This is a genomic window from Actinacidiphila sp. bgisy167, from assembly GCF_057707665.1.
Window position 1 is genome coordinate 15436 of record NZ_JBYIQP010000031.1, and the last position, 17043, is coordinate 32478.

A 17043-nucleotide genomic window follows, 5' to 3' on the forward strand; every position below is an offset into this window, starting at 1 on the left:
GGCGGCGGAACCGCGAGGAGGCGGACCGCCGTGGACCGGACCAGGACGCGGCGCCCGGGAGCGTGACGGGAGAAATGCCCGCATGCTCGAGAACAACGAGGCGCCCGAGAGCGGCGCCCCCGAAGCCGCCTCCGGCGGCACCGACACCCAGGCGACTGCTGCTCCGCGCCGCCGTCGCCGCGCGGCAAGCCGCCCCGCGGGGCCGCCGGCGGTCGGCGAGGCCGCCCAGGACGTGACCTCCGGGGCCGCGGCGGCGGCGGAGACTCCGGCCATACCGGCTGAGGCCACTTCCGCCGAGCCGGCGGCGGAGGCAGCCCCGGCGCGCACCCGCCGCCGGGCGACGCGCAAGGTCTCCGCCCCCGAGCCGCAGCAGACCGGGTCCGCCGAGGAGACGGCCGAGGCCGCCCCGGCCCCGGCCCGCCGCCGCGCGACGCGGAAGGCGGCGGCTTCGGCGGCTGCCCCCGAGGCCCCTGCCGCAACGGCCCCTGCCGCCGAGGCTCGCGCCGTGGAGACTCCCGTCGGGGAGGCCCTTGCCACTGAGCCCTCCGGGGCGGAGCAGGCCGAGCCGGCGGCTCCGGCGCGTGGCCGGCGTCGTGCCACGCGCAAGGTGGCCAGCCCCGAGCCGACCGCGGTCGCCGAGGAGACGGCCGGCCCCCCGGCCGCCGTCGACACGCAGGCCGAGGAACTCCAGGCCGACCTGCCGCTGCACGCCGAGGCCGCCTCCGGGGCGGAGCAGGCCGAGCCGGCGGCTCCGGCGCGTGGCCGGCGTCGTGCCACGCGCAAGGCGGCCAGCCCCGAGTCGGCCGCGGTCAAGGACGTGGCCCTGGCCGCCGCCGACGCGCCTGCCAAGGCGCTGCAGGAGGAGCCCGCGCAGAAGCCGAAGCGCGGGAGGGCCGAGGAGCCGGAGGCCGAGAAGCCCAAGGCCGACAAGCCCAAGGCCGAGAAGCCCAAGACCACCCGTTCGCGCCGCCGTACCGCCCCGGCCGCCTCTTTCCTTGCAGCGGACGACGGCTCGCGCCGTCTGAAGCCGGGCGCGCTCGCGCCGCGTGAGGACGAAGAGGCCGAGGCCGGCACCCGTGCCGCCGCGACCGCCGTGCCGGAGCAGCGCACTTACACCGCCAAGGCGTTCCCGGACGGTTCCGGCTGGGCCGTCGAGGTCGACGACGCCTTCGAGATCCGCGGATACGGCGACACCGTCGACGAGGCGCGTGACGCCGCTGTCGCGGCTGTCGCGGAGGCGTTCGACGTGTCCGCGGCCGCGATCGTCCTCCAGGTCCAGCAGACGCAGGCCGCCGAGCCCGGGTCGCAGCCCGAGGCCGAGTCGCAGCCGGAGTCCGAGCCCGAGCCCGAGGCCGCCCCCGCGCGGGGCCGCCGCCGGGTCGTGCGCCCGCCCGTGGCGGTGTTCCAGGCGCCGGTGTTCCAGGCGCCTGCTCCTGCCCCGGCGCAGGCCGCCGAGGCCGAGCCGGCCGCGGAGCACGCCGAGCAGGAGGAGCCCGAGGCCGAGGAGTACGCCGGCGGACGCCGTCGTCGGCGCCGCCGCCGTGGGGAGCCCGCCGAGGCCGTGGAGACGGCGCAGAGCGCCGTCGTCGAGCACGCCGACGAGGAGCGTCACGAGGCCGTCCAGGAGCTCGAGGCCGAGGCGGAAGGCGAGGAGCCCGAGGCCGACGAGGGCGACGGCGAGGGCGGCGAGCGCATCTCCCGCCGCCGTCGTCGCGGTGGCCGCCGCCGCCGTCGTGGCGAGGCCGCCGACGGCGAGGAGAGCGCCGGCGAGGACGAGGATGCCGAGGGCGCCGCGGACGAGTCCGAGGAGGACGAGGAGCAGGACGCCGAGAGCAGCAGCACCAGCCGTCGCCGTCGCCGCCGTCGCCGCCGTGGTGGCGAGGGGCAGGCCGAGGACAGCCTGGGCGAGGACGCCCCGGAGCGCACGGTCGTCAAGATCCGCGAACCGCGCAAGCCGTCGGAGCCGGTCGACGAGGTGCAGTCCATCAAGGGCTCCACGCGTCTGGAGGCCAAGAAGCAGCGGCGCCGTGAGGGCCGTGAGCAGGGCCGCCGCCGTGTGCCGATCATCACTGAGGCCGAGTTCCTGGCCCGGCGCGAGGCGGTCGAGCGCGTCATGGTCGTCCGCGAGAACGGCGACCGGACGCAGATCGGCGTGCTGGAGGACGGCGTCCTCGTCGAGCACTACGTCAACAAGGAGCAGGCCACCTCGTACGTCGGCAACGTCTACCTGGGCAAGGTCCAGAACGTGCTGCCGTCCATGGAGGCCGCGTTCGTCGACATCGGCAAGGGCCGCAACGCCGTCCTGTACGCCGGCGAGGTCAACTTCGAGGCGCTGGGCATGGGCAACGGCCCGCGGCGCATCGAAGCGGCCCTCAAGTCCGGCCAGTCAGTGCTGGTCCAGGTCACCAAGGACCCGATCGGCCACAAGGGCGCCCGCCTGACCAGCCAGGTCTCGCTGCCGGGTCGCTACCTGGTCTACGTGCCCGAGGGCTCGATGACCGGCATCAGCCGCAAGCTGCCCGACACCGAGCGCGCCCGGCTGAAGCAGATCCTCAAGAAGATCGTCCCCGAGGACGCGGGCGTCATCGTGCGCACCGCCGCCGAGGGCGCGAGCGAGGACGAACTGCGCCGTGACGTCGAGCGGCTGCAGGCGCAGTGGGAGGAGATCCAGAAGAAGGCCAGGAGCGGCAACGCCCCGTCGCTGCTCTACGGTGAGCCGGACATGACCGTCCGGGTCGTCCGCGACATCTTCAACGAGGACTTCACCAAGGTCATCGTCAGCGGCGACACCGCCTGGGAGACCATCCACGGCTATGTCTCGCACGTCGCACCGGACCTGGCCGAGCGGCTGAGCCGCTGGACCTCCGAGGTCGACGTCTTCGCCACCTACCGGATCGACGAGCAGCTGCTGAAGGCGCTGGACCGCAAGGTCTGGCTGCCGAGCGGCGGTTCGCTGGTGATCGACCGGACCGAGGCGATGGTCGTCATCGACGTCAACACCGGCAAGTTCACCGGTCAGGGCGGCAACCTCGAGGAGACGGTCACCAGGAACAACCTGGAGGCGGCCGAGGAGATCGTGCGCCAGCTGCGGCTGCGCGACCTGGGCGGCATCATCGTGATCGACTTCATCGACATGGTGCTGGAGTCCAACCGCGACCTCGTGATGCGCCGCCTGCTGGAGTGCCTGGGCCGTGACCGCACCAAGCACCAGGTGGCCGAGGTGACCTCGCTGGGCCTGGTGCAGATGACCCGCAAGCGGGTCGGCCAGGGCCTGCTGGAGTCCTTCTCCGAGACCTGCGTGCACTGCAACGGCCGCGGCGTCATCGTCCACATGGACCAGGCCGCGGCGGCCGGTGGCGGCGGCAAGCGCAAGCGCCGTCGTGGCGGCGCGGCGGAGGAGCCGGCGGCCGCGGAGAGCGCCGTCGTGCCCGAGGCCGAGGAGGTCGAGCCGGCTGAGCCGGAGGCTCTCGAGCTGGAGCCGGTCGCGGTCACCGAGGCGGAGCTGGTGCCTGCTGTCGGCGGGGACGAGGAGTGGTTCAGCAGCCCGGCGGAGGCCGAGGCGGCGGCCGGCCGGCGGTCCAGGCGGCGCGCTTCGCGACGGGTGACCGCTCCGGTGAGCTCGCCGGACGCCGTGGCCGAGATCGTCACGGTCGTCGCCGCGGTCGCCCCGGTCACCGAGCCGCAGGCCGCGGAGGCCGCGTCGGCCACCGCCGTCGAGGCGCCCGCTGCGGTGGACGCCGCCGAGGCGGAGGAGCCCGCGGCGCCGGTCCGCGGCCGCCGTCGGGCGACCCGCAAGGCCACCGCGCCGAGCGCTCCGGCCGGTGAGGCGGCCACCGTGGTCGTCCCCGCGGCGGAGCCGGTCGTCCCGGCGCCGGCGCCCGAGCCGGAGCCCGTGACGGAGGTCCAGGAGCCGGCCCCGCCGGTCCGCCGCAGGGCCACCCGCCGTGTGTCCGCCCCCGCGGGCGCGCCGTCCTCGGGCGAGGAGACCGCGGTCGTGGTCGTGCCCGGCGTCGAGGCGCAGCCGACCCCGGTGGCGGAGCCGGAGGCGACGGAGGCCGTCGAGGCGGAGCCGAAGAAGCGGGCCGCCCGCAAGACGGCCGCGAAGAAGGCGCCGGCGAAGAAGGCCGCCGCGAAGAAGACGGCCGCCAAGAAGACCGTGGCGAAGAAGACCGCGGCGAAGAAGACGACGGCGAAGAAGGCCGCCGTCAAGGCCGTCGCCGAGGCGCCCACCGAGGCCTCCTGACCTCGGGTCACCGTCCGCGGGCCGTTCCCTGTCCGGGAGCGGCCCGCGGTGCGTCAGGGGTGGCTCACGCGCCGGTTTGACCCGGTCGGGGGCGCCCCGTAACCTTGACCTTCGGCGTTTTGGCGCCCATTCCTGAGCACCTTCCTACCGGCCCGTCCGGCAGAGGCCCCCCACGCACCGCAGGGGCGGCTGGCGTCAGGAGTGACGATCCGAGCGAGAGAGTGAGTTCCGCGTGTACGCAATCGTGCGCAGCGGTGGCCGCCAGCACAAGGTGGCCGTCGGCGACATCGTCGAGGTTGACAAGATTTCCACGGGCAAGGTCGGCGACACGGTCGAGCTCTCGACGCTGCTCGTCGTCGACGGCGACGCCGTCACCAGCGACCCGTGGGTGCTGGCCGGGATCAAGGTTCAGGCCGAGATCGTGGACCACCACAAGGGCCAGAAGATCGACATCCTGCGGTACAAGAACAAGACCGGCTACCGCCGTCGTCAGGGTCACCGCCAGCAGTACACGGCGCTGAAGATCACCGGCATCCCCGCCGCTGCGAAGTAAGGGACTGAAGAGAGATGGCACACAAGAAGGGCGCATCGTCCACCCGGAACGGTCGCGACTCCAACGCCCAGCGGCTCGGCGTCAAGCGCTTCGGCGGCCAGGTCGTGAACGCCGGTGAGATCATCATCCGCCAGCGCGGCACCCACTTCCACCCCGGCGCGGGCGTCGGCCGCGGCAAGGACGACACGCTGTTCGCCCTGGCCGCCGGTGCGGTCGAGTTCGGCACCAGCCGTGGTCGCAAGGTCGTGAACGTCGTCCCGGTCGCCTGATCGGCCGCGATACGACATCACCGAGGGCGGACGCTGCTTCCCGGGCGGGAAGCAGGTCCGCCCTCGGCGCGTTGAACCCCGAGACATCCCGTACGTATCTGGAGGAAGATCCGCATGACCACCTTCGTGGACCGCGTCGAGTTGCACGTCGCCGCGGGTAACGGAGGCCATGGCTGCGCCTCCGTGCACCGGGAGAAGTTCAAGCCGCTGGGCGGACCCGACGGCGGCAACGGCGGCCGTGGCGGCGATGTGAAGCTGGTCGTCGACCAGTCGGTCACCACGCTCATCGACTACCACCACCACCCGCACCGCAAGGCCACCAACGGCAAACCCGGCGAGGGCGGCCACCGCTCCGGCAAGGAGGGCACGGACCTCGTCCTGCCCGTCCCGGACGGCACCGTCGTCATGGACAGCCGCGGCAACGTGCTCGCGGACCTCGTGGGCCACGGCACCACCTACATCGCCGGCCAGGGTGGTCGCGGCGGCCTCGGCAACGCGGCGCTGGCCTCGGCGCGACGCAAGGCGCCGGGTTTCGCGCTGCTGGGCGAGCCCGGCCAGAGCCGGGACCTCGTCCTGGAGCTGAAGACGGTCGCCGACGTGGCACTGGTCGGGTATCCGAGTGCGGGCAAGTCCTCGCTGATCTCGGTGCTCTCGGCAGCCAAGCCGAAGATCGCGGACTACCCCTTCACCACCCTCGTCCCCAACCTCGGCGTGGTCACGGCCGGTTCGACGGTCTTCACCGTCGCCGACGTGCCCGGGCTCATCCCGGGCGCCAGCGAAGGGCGTGGCCTGGGCCTGGAGTTCCTGCGGCACGTGGAGCGCTGCAGCGTCCTGGTGCACGTCCTGGACACCGCCACCCTCGAGTCGGATCGCGACCCGCTGAGCGATCTCGACGTCATCGAGGCGGAGCTGCGGGCGTACGGCGGTCTCGAGGGCCGTCCGCGCGTCGTCGTGCTCAACAAGATCGACATTCCCGACGGCCAGGAACTCGCCGACATGGTCCGTCCTGACCTGGAGGCGCGCGGCTACCGGGTCTTCGAGGTGTCCGCGGTGGCCCACAAGGGCCTGAACGAGCTCTCCTACGCCCTCGCCCAGATCGTCGCCGAGGCGCGGGCGGCCCAGCCCGTCCAGGAGGCCACCCGCATCGTCATCCGGCCCAAGGCCGTGGACGACTCCGGCTTCACCGTCACCGCCGAGGACGGCTTCTACCGCGTCCGCGGTGAGAAGCCCGAGCGATGGGTCCGCCAGACGGACTTCGCCAACGACGAGGCAGTCGGCTACCTCGCCGACCGGCTGGCCCGTCTCGGAGTCGAGGAGGAGCTGGTCAAGGCCGGTGCCCGCGAGGGCGACGAGGTCGTCATCGGCGACGAGGACGACGCCGTGGTCTTCGACTGGGAGCCGTCGGTGGCGGCCGGCGCCGAGATGCTCGGACGCCGCGGTGAGGACCACCGCTTTGACGCGCCCCGTCCCGCCGCCCAGCGCCGCAAGGACCGCGACGCCGAACGGGACGACGCCCTGCAGCAGTTCGAGGGCTTCGACCCCTTCGAGTCCTAGAGGCGCAGCCCCAGGTGACCAGGGCCGGTTCCCCCGCGACCGCGGGGGAACCGGCCTCGGTGTCATGCGGCCCGGTTCAGTTCGCGGATGTCCTGAGCGGAACCGCGACGCTCGTGTCGCGGGCGCATTCGTCCCCCTCCGCGGCGTCCCCGGCCGTCTCGGTCCGCTCCTGCGCGCGGACCTCCGCGTCGAGTTGGGCCATGACGTCCTCGAAGTCGCGGGTGGAGAGCAGCAGCTTGTAGATGATGGCGATCTCGAAGACCAGCAGCAGCACACCGGCGCCGATCGTGACACCGACGATGGCCCCGGTGAGAGGGGCGACGATGAAGACCGCCATCTGGAACTCGATGCCGCTGATCAGGTGCGGCCGCACCCGGTGCTTGATCAGGAAGTCGCGGAACCTCTCGTAGGGACCGAAGCGCTCCTTGAAGGTCTGCTGGAGGTCGATGACGCGCTGGGGCGCCTCCTCCGCGCACGGCAGGGGGATCCCGGCCGCCTCTGCCGCGCCGGGCGCATCCGCCGTGTGCGCCGCGCCGGCCGCTGCGTGCGAGCCGGTGGTGCCGGTCGTGCCGCCGGAGGGGGCCGTCAGGCCGGCCGGTGAGGTGTCCTCGCCGGTCCGCTGCGCGGGAACGGTCCTCGGGCCGGGCGCTTCGGCGCCGGACACGCCGGCAGCGGCCTGGGCGTCGATGTCGGCCTGTGTCTCGTCCTCGTCGGCGCGCTCGCGCAGCAGGTCCTCCATGAAGGCGGTCGGCCTGGCCGCGTCGAGCTGCTGCAGCCGCTTCCGGATCTTCTTGCGCATTCCGGCCCGCACCTTGAAGATCTGCAGGGCGTCGAGGTAGCGCAATGCGTCCAGGAAGATCACCGCGAGGGCGAGCCACATGTAGGCCGGTCTGTCGGTGCGGTAGAACTGGCCGCCCATCAGGGCTGCGGCGCAGCAGACCACGCGGACGCGGTCGAAGATGTAGTCGAGCCATCCGCCGAACTCCGAGCCCCTGCCGGTGAGGCGTGCCAGCTTCCCGTCCATGCAGTCGAGGATGAAGCTGAGGTGGTACAGCGCGGCGCCGACGACCAGCCACTTCCAGTCGGCCGTCGCGAAGCACGCCGCGGCGCCGAGGCCGAGCAACAGGGCACCCCAGGTGATCTGGTTCGGGGTGACCCGGGTCCACCTGGCCGTCCAGCGCACCAGCGGAGTCGCCACCGGGTCGACCAGGAAGACGGTCCACCAGGCGTCCCGCTTCTTCTCGGTGAGGCGCCGTACTTCCGCGAGCGGTGGTGTTTCCATGGAACAGGACCTTTCGGCGGGACGGGGGCGCCGAACGGCTTCCGGGTTCGGCGGGGACGGTGGACGGCGCGTCAGGCGGGTAGGGCAGAACGGGCACGGACGGCTCGCATCCACGGCAGGTACGACACCGGGCAACGCCTCATGGTTGCACGGGGAAACGCAGAGTGAACGAAGAGTTACCGAACGGGGGACTTCCGTTCGGGTCGCCGCGAGCCGGACCGGTCCGTGTCCAGGGGCGCACCGCTCAGGGGCGGTGCGGGCCGCAGTCCGAGGGCCGCAGTCCCGGGGCGCACAGCAGGAGGCCTCCGGAGGAACGGTGTCGTTCCTCCGGAGGCCTCCTCCGCCGCCGTGTGCCGCTGTCAGACGGCTTCCGCGCGCTGCCGGGGGACGGCCTGGGCGGGGTCTGCCGCCGTCTTGGCCCGCCGTTCGTCCACACGGGCCGCGAGGGCGTGGACGGCCTCCTGGAAGCGTTCCGCGGAGGTCGGCACGGCGGGGCCCAGCAGGTGCGCCCGCAGTTCCTCACGAGCCGTCACAAGGGTGTCGTCATGGGTGCCGCGTGCGACGCCCAGCAGTTCGTCGAGCCCCTTCGCCGTCGGGGTCAGCACGATCCCCGCGCGGACGGTGGGGAAGGTCGCACGGAAGGCCTCCTCCGTCAGGTCCGTGGTGTTGGTGACCGCGTAGGGCTTGCCGCTCGGCATGAACTCGGAGATGACACTGGACACATCCGTGATCAGGACGTCCGCGTGGTTGAAGCAGGAGTAGAGGCCGGGCCTGTCCTTGACGAGCACCTGGTGCTCGGTGGCGGGCAGCGCGGCCCAGTGGACCGCCTCCCACTCGTCTGCCGCGCGCCGCATCGCCTCCGCGACGGTGACGTCCCCGTCCCGGCCCTTGTCGGCCATGCGCTCCAGGTCGTCGGCGGACGTCAGCGACCAGGCGGCGGTGAGACGGTTCAGCTCGCGCTCGGTCCGCTCCAGCGCCTCGCGCTGCTCGGGTGTGGCGCCGGGCCGCGGGCCGGCGCCCCGCGCCTCCTCGATGAGCTCCGTGATGCGGCGGTTGGCCGCCCCCGCCCGCGGGTCGACGGAGCCCGTCAGGGGGTGCGGGCGGTAGAGCAGCCGCACCCCGGGGTCGGCGAGCAGCCGCCGGACGATCGTCTCGCCCGCCAGGATGACGGAGGTGTTGCCCGGGTCGTCGGTCCACCCTTCCCACGTGGGCGCGTACAGCACGGTGACCGGGGTCCCGGCCGGCACAGGACCGGAACCCCGCTCGACGCCGGCCAGTTGGGGACGGCCGACCTCCACGACGTCCTCGTCCGCCACGCCGACGGCGGCGAGGGCGTAGCGCTCGCGGGCGGCGGGTCCCGCGACCCAGACCTCGTCGTAGGCCTTGGCGTACGGGTTGCAGCTGGACAGCTTGTCGCTCTCGCCGTGGTTGACGAAGGCATGCATGATCGACGGGATGCGCAGCACCTGGGAGGTCTTGGGAGCGTTGGCCGGGTGGAGCAGCACCTTGAGGCTGGTGTCACCGAGCCGCATGAGGTCGGCGACCTTCGGCAGGCAGACGATGGGGAGGTCGGTGGGGCCGATGCGCGGCACCATCGCGCGCTCGCGCAGCACGATCACCGGCCGGCCCTCGAGCCTCTCCAGCGCCGGCAGCCACATGTTCGCCTGGTACGCGGAGCTGCTGCCGCCGGAGAAGTACATGCCGACGGTCGGGCGGTAGTCGCGCAGCCACTCGTCGAACCACTCCATGACCGCCTCCGGCCGCGGGGCGCGCCGCCCCGGCAGGAAGGCCAGCGCGAGCACCAGCAGGCCGGCGAGGGAGAGAGCGACGGTCAGGCAGACGCCGCCGAGCGCCCATCCGGTGTGCCCGCCCGCCGCGGTGGCCGACAGCCCGGCAACGGCGGGGAGCTCGGCCAGCAGCAGCCGCAGCCCCGGCCGGCGGGTGATCACGAACGGGGGCGCGGGCGGCAGCCTCAGGCCGGAGGTGTCGATGTTGCGGGTCACGACCGGCAGCTTCCGGCCGCGCTGCACCAGGACGCTGCCCGCCTGCAGCAGGACGTGCGCCCCGTGCGCGAACAGCAGGCCGGCGAGGGAGAGCAGCAGGAACCCGGTCGACGGGCCGTCCGCCAGGCGCAGCAGCCCTGCCACCAGGAGCAGATCGCGTAGCGCCTGACGGGTGACCGCTTCGGCCTGAAGTTGACCGAGGATCTTGGGAGGGGCCGTCCGGCCCGCGTGCATGCCGAGGTCGGCCGCGTAGCCCACTGCCGTGGCGCCGACCAATAGTGCCGCGGCGGGGAGTGCCACCCCCACGGCCTGGGCGATCAACGCGCAGGCCTGCAGCAGCAGTGACGCGAAGTGGAATGTCTCCTGTCTGGTCCCTTTTGTGCGTTTCACAGCGGGCAACCTACCACCCGGATCCCCGTGCCCACTTGGCCCGAACGGGTGTCCAAATACCGTGCGGGAGAAGCCGGGTGGCCGGAAAACGGAATCCGGATGCCGGCGTTTGCGCTGGAGGAGGGCGCAGGAGAACCTTCCCCTTGGCCGCATGGGAGAGACGCGGGTGGTCTGACCGCTTCGATGCGAGAACTCCATGCTGATCGGCTTCCCCTCCGGACCTCGGGGGCCTCGGCCCCGCACCGCCGGTCCCCGAGGCCCGTCCGCAGGGTGGAAGCCCGCGGCACCGGACCGCCCCTCTGCCGTAGATTGCGAAGCCGGGAGAGGAAAGGGACGGACGTGGCGAGCGCGAGGCAGCACGTGGCGGAGGCCCGGCGGGTCGTGGTCAAGATCGGGTCGAGTTCGCTGACGACGGCGGCCGGCGGCCTCGACGCCGACCGGGTGGACGCCCTCGTGGACGTGCTGGCCGCGGCACGCGGGACACGGGAGGGCGCGCCGGCCAGAGAGATCGTCCTGGTCTCCTCGGGCGCCATCGCCGCGGGCCTGGCGCCGCTCGGACTCACCCGGCGGCCGAGGGACCTGGCCCGGCAGCAGGCCGCCGCCAGCGTCGGGCAGGGCCTGCTGGTGGCGCGCTACACGGCATCCTTCGCCCGGTACGGCGTACGGGCCGGCCAGGTGCTCCTCACCTCCGACGACATGAGCCGCCGGGCGCACTACCGCAACGCCTACCGCACGCTGGACAAGCTGCTCGCGATGGGCGCCATGCCGATCGTCAACGAGAACGACACGGTCGCCACCGACGAGATCCGCTTCGGCGACAACGACCGCCTCGCCGCCCTGGTCGCCCACCTCGTACGGGCCGACTTGCTCGTGCTGCTCTCCGACGTCGACGGCCTCTACGACGGCGACCCCGCCCTCCCCGGCACCTCGCGTATCGAGCAGGTCCACGGGCCGCAGGATCTGGAAGGCGTCTCCATCGGCAGCGCGGGCAAGGCAGGCGTCGGCACCGGTGGCATGGTCACCAAGGTCGAGGCCGCCCGGATCGCCGCCGGCGCCGGCATACCGGTCGTGCTCACCTCCGCCTCGCACGCCGCGGACGCCCTGGCCGGACGCCGTACGGGCACCCTCTTCCACGCCACGGGCAAGCGCTCCGCCGACCGGCTGCTGTGGCTGGCCCACGCCTCCGCGCCGCTCGGCGCGCTCGTCCTGGACGACGGCGCCGTGCAGGCGGTCGTCAAGCGCCGCACCTCTCTGCTGCCGGCGGGGATCGCGGCGGTGGAGGGCGACTTCAGCGCGGGCGACCCGGTCGAACTGCGTGACACCTCCGGTCGCGCCGTCGCCCGCGGCCTGGTGAACTTCGACGCCAAGGAGCTGCCGAGGCTGCTCGGGCGCTCCACCCGCGAACTGGCGCGGGAGCTGGGACCCGCCTACGAGCGCGAGGTCGTGCACCGGGACGACCTCGTACTCCTGCACCCCTGAGACCGGACTCCTTCGTGGTTACTTCGTGAAAACCGCCCCACCGCCGCTGCCGGGCTGCTGGACTTTGGGGACGGAACACGGAATCCGGCCACGGACGTGAAGACAGGACGACCGGGACGACAGGGACGACAGGGACGACAGGGAGGCCGCCGGTGAGACGAGTGCGCCCGGGGGCATCGTCGTCCCGAGGGACGGCGGAGCGGGCACTGATGAGCGTGACGGGCGACGACTCCGCCCCGCCGGCCGGCGAGCGCCCCCTCTCCCGGCTCTGGCACGTGACGCTCAGCGTCTCCGGGCCCGAGGCCCCTCTCGCCGAGGTGCGGCGCGCCCTGGAACAGCTCGCCCACGACCACCCCTTCCTGCTGACCAGCCGTTATGCGGCCGACCACGCCGAGATCAGGTACTGGGAGGAGGCCCGCGATCTGCATGACGCCGCCGCCATAGCGCTGCGGTTGTGGGGCGAGCACCGCTCCTCCGCCAAGCTGCCCCCGTGGGAGACGGTCGGCCTGGAGGTCGTCGACCGCGACACCTATCACCAGCGCCTGGCGGAGGGTTACGGGCCGCCCCCGGCGGCGCCCGTCGGCGTGCACCCCTACTGATCCGCCGCGGCCGCCGCGAGCGTCAGCCCCGCCGCGGTCGGCTTGGTCGCCGCGAGCGTCAGCCCCGCCGCGGTCGGCTTGGTCGTCGCGCGGCGCGGTCTCACCCGCCGGAAAGCCGCCCCGCCGGCCTGCGTCCACGCCGTACCCTGGCCGCCATGAGCAGCAGCAGTCACAGCAACGACGACCTCGCCGCCGCCCTGCCCTCGCCCTGGCCGAAGAGCCCGGTGATGCAGGCGGCCTACCGCGCCCGTGCGGCCGCCGACGACCTCGCGCCGCTGCCGCGTGCGGTGAAGGACGACGCGCTGCTGGCCGTCGCCGACGCCCTGGTCGTCCGCACACGGGAGATCGTCGAGGCCAACGCGAAGGACGTGGCACGCGCCCGGGAGGCGGGCACCAGTCAGGCGATCGTCGACCGTCTGACCCTCACCCCCGAGCGGGTCCGCGCCATCGCCTCCGACGTGCGCGACGTGGCGGGCCTGCCCGACCCCGTCGGCGAGGTGGTGCGCGGCTCCACGCTGCCCAACGGCCTGGACCTGCGCCAGATCCGCGTGCCGCTGGGCGTGGTCGGCATCATCTACGAAGCCCGGCCCAATGTCACCGTGGACGCGGCGTCGCTGTGCCTGAAGTCCGGCAACGCGGTGCTGCTGCGCGGCTCCTCCTCCGCGCGGCACTCCAACTCGGCGCTGGTGACGGTGGTGCGCGACGCGATCGGCGCCGCCGGAGTGCCCGCCGACGCCGTCCAGTTGGTGCCGGGGGAGAGCCGGGAGTCGGTGCACGAGCTGATGCGCGCCCGCGGCATGGTCGACGTGCTCATCCCGCGCGGCGGCGCCTCCCTCATCAAGACGGTGGTCGAGCAGTCCATCGTCCCGGTGATCGAGACCGGCACCGGGAACTGCCATGTGTACGTGGACGCCCAGGCCGACCTCGACACCGCCGTCTCGGTGCTGCTCAACTCCAAGACGCAGCGCCCGAGCGTGTGCAACGCCGCCGAGACGCTGCTGGTGCACCGCGACATCGCCGCCGACTTCCTGCCGCGGGCCCTTGACGCGCTGGCCGGGGCCGGCGTGACCGTGCACGCCGACGACCGGGTGCGGGAACTGGCCGAGAAGAGCGGCACCGAGGCCACCGTCGTCCCGGCCACGGCCGAGGACTGGGAGACCGAGTACCTGAGCCACGACATCGCCGCCGCCGTGGTGGACTCGTTGGACGCCGCCGTCCAGCACATCCGCCTGTGGTCCTCCGGGCACACCGAGGCCATCGTCACCACCTCGCAGCAGGCCGCCCGGCGGTTCACCCGGATGGTGGATTCCGCGGCCGTCGCCGTCAACGCCTCGACCCGGTTCACCGACGGCGGCCAGTTCGGCTTCGGAGCCGAGATCGGCATCTCCACGCAGAAGCTGCACGCCCGCGGCCCGATGGGGCTCGCGGAGCTGACCTCGACCAAGTACGTCTTCACCGGGGACGGCCACGTGCGCGGCTGACCGCCCGGCCCGGCGGAGGGACGGACTTTCCGAGCGGCCTGCCCAATCCGCGTCATCGGCCCTATTCTGGACGGGTGCCGGACGAACTGGGGGGCAAGCCGTTCCCGGACGGCGAGGACCACGGTGGCGCGGATGACGACTTCGCGTCCGTGGTGCTCGACGAGGCCTTCATACGGGCGGCCGCCTTCCATGAACCCAGCGCCCATGAGCGCATGCTCGCCGCCGCCACGGCACAGGCCGAGGCCGAGGCGTCGCGCACCCGTGTACTGCGCGGGGAGGACGCCACCGATCCGTACGAGGACGAGGAATCCGAGCGCTCCGCGGAGGACGAGGAGTACGAGGACCTCTACTCCCAGCGCAGCCCGTACCGGGGGCACGGGCGCTGGCACCGGACGGTGGCGTGGGTGCTCGCCGTGGTGATGGGCATAGGCGTCGTCGCACTGACGTTCGCGGCGGTCTACCGGGGCGCCGGAGGCGCCCGTCAGCCCTCCGTACCGCCCACCCCGACGGGCCGCATCGGCGCGCCCTCGCTTCCGCCGGTGGCGGTCAGCCACCGCCCCTGAGTGGCATCCGCAGAGCCTCTGAGGCACGCCGAGAGCCCCTGGGACGGCCGGAGAGTCCCTGGACGGCAGCGCGCGGGGCGCAGTCCGCCGCCAGGACGTTTCGAAGGGCCCTCACAGACCTACGCTTGTTGTATGGGCGGGCCTGGCGACCCACCGGAGGGGAACCCCGAGGGCTTCCCGGGAGGCGGTGAGGACGAGTACCGATCCGTCGTCTTCGACGAATCGTTCGTGCGGGCTGCCCGGATACAGGAGTTCTCCGCACGGGAGCGGCTGGACGGATCGGCCCGCTCGGTGCGCACCCGCCGTCCGTGGTCCCGCGGCGCCCCCGGACGGGGCCTCGCCCTTGTCCTCGTCCTGGTCATGGTCCTCGGCACCGCCCTCTACCTGGGCCTGCGAACCCCCTACGCCCCTCCGGCCCCTCCGGCGGCGGAGCCGCTGCGGACCACTCTGCTGCCGCTCGCCCCCACGGCCGAGGTGGCCGCCGTGGACCGCTCCCGGCCCTTCGCAGGGCAGCGCGCCGAGCGCTACCCGGTCGGCGGACGCGGTTACGCGCTGCCGCCGGCGCGCAGTACCGCGCACTTCAGCGCGAACCAGGTCCTGCGGGCACTGCTCTTCGCCAAGGCGTATCTCGTCGCCTCCTCCGCCGATCCCGGCGCCCTGACGGGTGGAGACGTCCGTACGGTGCGCACCATGCTCGATCCCGGCCAGCTCGACCAGTTCGACCGCAGCCTGGAGCGTCCCGCCGACGACGGACGCCACGCGGCCACCGGCTGGCTGGTGCGCTTCGAACCCGGCCGTGTCGCCCTCGCCGCCGACGAGGTCAGGGTGCACGGCACCATGACCGTGGCGGAGGCGGCGGAGGACGCCCTGGAGGTCGTCGCGGACCACACGCTGGTCTACGCCGTGCGGGCCGCCACCGCCGGGGACGGCCAGGTCTCGCTCTTCACCGTGCGGCGCGAACTGCGGATGCGCTTCGACCGCGCGGACCTGCGCGACCAGCATGTGGAGCTGCTGCAGGCCGCCATCGAGGCCGGGCCCCTCTCCTGCGCGGGCGCCCCCGTGGAGCACTTCCGGCCGCTGCTGGCCGGGCAGCGGCCTGCGCCGCACCCCGGGGTCGACCCCCACGACCACCGCCACGAGATCAGCTCGGTGTGCGGGGTGCTCGCCCCGGCCCCGGCGGCCGCACCGGGGGTCAGCCCCGCGGCGGGTCCTGCGGGTCCTTCGGCGGGTGCCCCGACGGGCGGGGGCCCGAACCCGGCGTCCCGGTGAAGCGGTCGCGCAGCCGGCCGCCGATGTCGCCCGCCCCCGACCCGATGTCCGAGAGCAGCTTCATGAGCGGGTCCTTGCTCGTCCTCACCGTCTCGGCGTAGTGGCCCGCCGATTCCTTGAACGCGTCGTAGACCGAGGCGTCCCCGTCCTCGGCGCGCCGCGGGTAGTGGCCGTCCATGATGCGCTGGTAGTCGCGGCTCGCGGCCCACTGCTTGAGCTCCGCGGCCCGCACCGTCGTGAACGGGTGGCTGCGAGGCATGACGTTGAGGATCTTCAGCACGGAGTCACGGAGGTCGCCGGCCTCCTCGTACTCCTCGGCCTGCTTCAGGAAGGCGTCCACGTTCATCTCGTGCAGGTGGTTGCCGCCGGCGATCTTCATCAGACCGCGCATCGAGGCCTGCAGTTCCTGGCCGACCAGGAGCCCGGCCCGGTCGGCGGAGAGCTCCGACTTGCGGAACCACTCGCGCAGAGCGGTGACGATCGCCATGATCGCGAGATTGCCGAGCGGGATCACGCGACTTTCAGCGCCAGGCTGGTCAGGAAGAGCAGGATCGTGCGGTAGACGCTGTGGCCGGACAGCGCGTGGCCGACCTCGTGGCCCACGACCGCCCGCATCTCCTCCTCGTCCAGCAGTTCCACCAGCCCGGTGGTGACGACGATGATCGGCTCGTCCAGGCCGATGCACATCGCGTTGGGCCGCGGGTCCTGGGAGACGTACATCGGCGGGACCTTGGGCAGGTCGAGGATGTAGCAGGCGTCCCGCAGCATGTCGTTGAGATGCGGGAACTGCTGGTCGCCGACGCGTACCGAGTCCGAGAGGAACAGCAGCCGCAGCGAGCGCTCGGGCAGCAGGCCGCTGAGCGCCTTGAAGACGGTGTCGAAACCGCTCAGCCGGCGCAGGGCCACCAGCGCGGAGCGGTCCGCCGGGTGCTCGTACGCGCGCGAGGAGATGTCCTCGAAGCGCCGACGGTTGCGTCCGGGCAGCCACTGTCCGTGGTCTCCGCCGCCCTTCGCACCGCTCGAATCGTTCGGACCGGACATATGCCCCCGCCCCCCTGCTCGTCCGTCGGGTACGTAGTGAGGACGCGCGGAGCCACCGCGAAGTTCCGCCCGGACCGCCCGTACGATGTTGCCCGAGTCTTCCGCCCGTCGACAGACCCCGAAGCCACCAAGGGACCGCCGCATGACCTCCTACGCGACCGCCGCCGTTCTGACCACGCTCGCCGAGGGCGAGGGCGGCGGCAACCACGAGAGCCTCAGCCCCTACCTGACGGGCGGCGGCGCGCTGTTCGCGCTGCTGCTCCTGCTCTTCATCACCACCCGCTTCAACCGCGACCGCTGAGCCCGTTCAGGCGATG

At 73.1% G+C, this 17043-nt stretch carries 12 protein-coding genes and 1 pseudogene; 10 read left to right on the forward strand and 3 right to left on the reverse strand.

The features are described from left to right. Nucleotides 1-82: 82 nt before the first annotated feature. From AC3ET4_RS14805 to obgE, 4 genes are all read left to right on the forward strand, one after another. Nucleotides 83-4243, forward strand: a complete 4161-nt coding sequence (locus AC3ET4_RS14805; protein WP_431949265.1) for an Rne/Rng family ribonuclease — start codon at nt 83-85, stop codon at nt 4241-4243. A gap of 232 nt (nt 4244-4475) precedes the next feature. Further along, entirely contained in the window at nt 4476-4796 is a 321-nt protein-coding gene (gene rplU, locus AC3ET4_RS14810; RefSeq protein WP_431949267.1) for a 50S ribosomal protein L21, read from the forward strand. A gap of 14 nt (nt 4797-4810) precedes the next feature. Then, nucleotides 4811-5065 carry a 50S ribosomal protein L27 gene (rpmA, locus tag AC3ET4_RS14815; protein ID WP_319664657.1) on the forward strand — a complete coding sequence of 85 codons (255 nt, stop codon included), beginning with the start codon at nt 4811-4813 and terminating at the stop codon, nt 5063-5065. Nucleotides 5066-5179: 114 nt separating this feature from the next. Next, complete coding sequence (gene obgE / locus AC3ET4_RS14820) at nt 5180-6619, forward strand: GTPase ObgE (RefSeq protein ID WP_431949269.1); 1440 nt, start codon at nt 5180-5182, stop codon at nt 6617-6619. Between the two features lie 76 nt (nt 6620-6695). Here obgE and AC3ET4_RS14825 read toward each other — a convergent pair whose 3' ends face one another. Next, a complete protein-coding gene (locus AC3ET4_RS14825; RefSeq protein ID WP_431949271.1) occupies nt 6696-7901 on the reverse strand; it encodes a CDP-alcohol phosphatidyltransferase family protein in 1206 nt (401 codons plus the stop codon). Nucleotides 7902-8260: 359 nt separating this feature from the next. Further along, a complete protein-coding gene (locus AC3ET4_RS14830) occupies nt 8261-10294 on the reverse strand; it encodes a hypothetical protein (protein WP_431949273.1) in 2034 nt (677 codons plus the stop codon). A 339-nt stretch (nt 10295-10633) separates the two neighbouring features. Between AC3ET4_RS14830 and proB the strand changes: the two genes are divergently transcribed. The 5 genes from proB (at nt 10634) to AC3ET4_RS14855 (ending at nt 15685) form a co-directional block, all read left to right on the forward strand. Beyond that, nucleotides 10634-11773 carry a glutamate 5-kinase gene (gene proB, locus AC3ET4_RS14835; RefSeq protein ID WP_431949275.1) on the forward strand — a complete coding sequence of 380 codons (1140 nt, stop codon included), beginning with the start codon at nt 10634-10636 and terminating at the stop codon, nt 11771-11773. 152 nt (nt 11774-11925) lie between these two features. Then, nucleotides 11926-12372: a hypothetical protein gene (locus tag AC3ET4_RS14840; RefSeq protein WP_431949277.1), complete on the forward strand. Its 447-nt coding sequence runs from the start codon at nt 11926-11928 to the stop codon at nt 12370-12372. Between the two features lie 227 nt (nt 12373-12599). Beyond that, entirely contained in the window at nt 12600-13853 is a 1254-nt protein-coding gene (locus AC3ET4_RS14845) for a glutamate-5-semialdehyde dehydrogenase (RefSeq protein ID WP_431949342.1), read from the forward strand. Between the two features lie 74 nt (nt 13854-13927). Continuing rightward, nucleotides 13928-14416: an SCO2584 family spore wall biosynthesis protein gene (locus AC3ET4_RS14850; protein WP_431949279.1), complete on the forward strand. Its 489-nt coding sequence runs from the start codon at nt 13928-13930 to the stop codon at nt 14414-14416. A gap of 132 nt (nt 14417-14548) precedes the next feature. After that, nucleotides 14549-15685 (forward strand): SCO2583 family membrane protein, encoded by a 1137-nt coding sequence (locus AC3ET4_RS14855; RefSeq protein ID WP_431949281.1) that lies wholly within the window; start codon nt 14549-14551, stop codon nt 15683-15685. On the opposite strand, the pseudogene AC3ET4_RS14860 reads toward AC3ET4_RS14855, so the two are convergent. Then, a pseudogene (locus tag AC3ET4_RS14860) lies at nt 15609-16726 on the reverse strand (M48 family metallopeptidase). The gene AC3ET4_RS14855 and the pseudogene AC3ET4_RS14860 sit on opposite strands and share 77 nt — an antisense overlap. 142 nt (nt 16727-16868) lie before the next feature. Here AC3ET4_RS14860 and AC3ET4_RS14865 point away from each other — a divergent pair. Further along, complete coding sequence (locus AC3ET4_RS14865) at nt 16869-17027, forward strand: hypothetical protein (protein WP_018556595.1); 159 nt, start codon at nt 16869-16871, stop codon at nt 17025-17027. Nucleotides 17028-17043 lie beyond the last annotated feature (16 nt).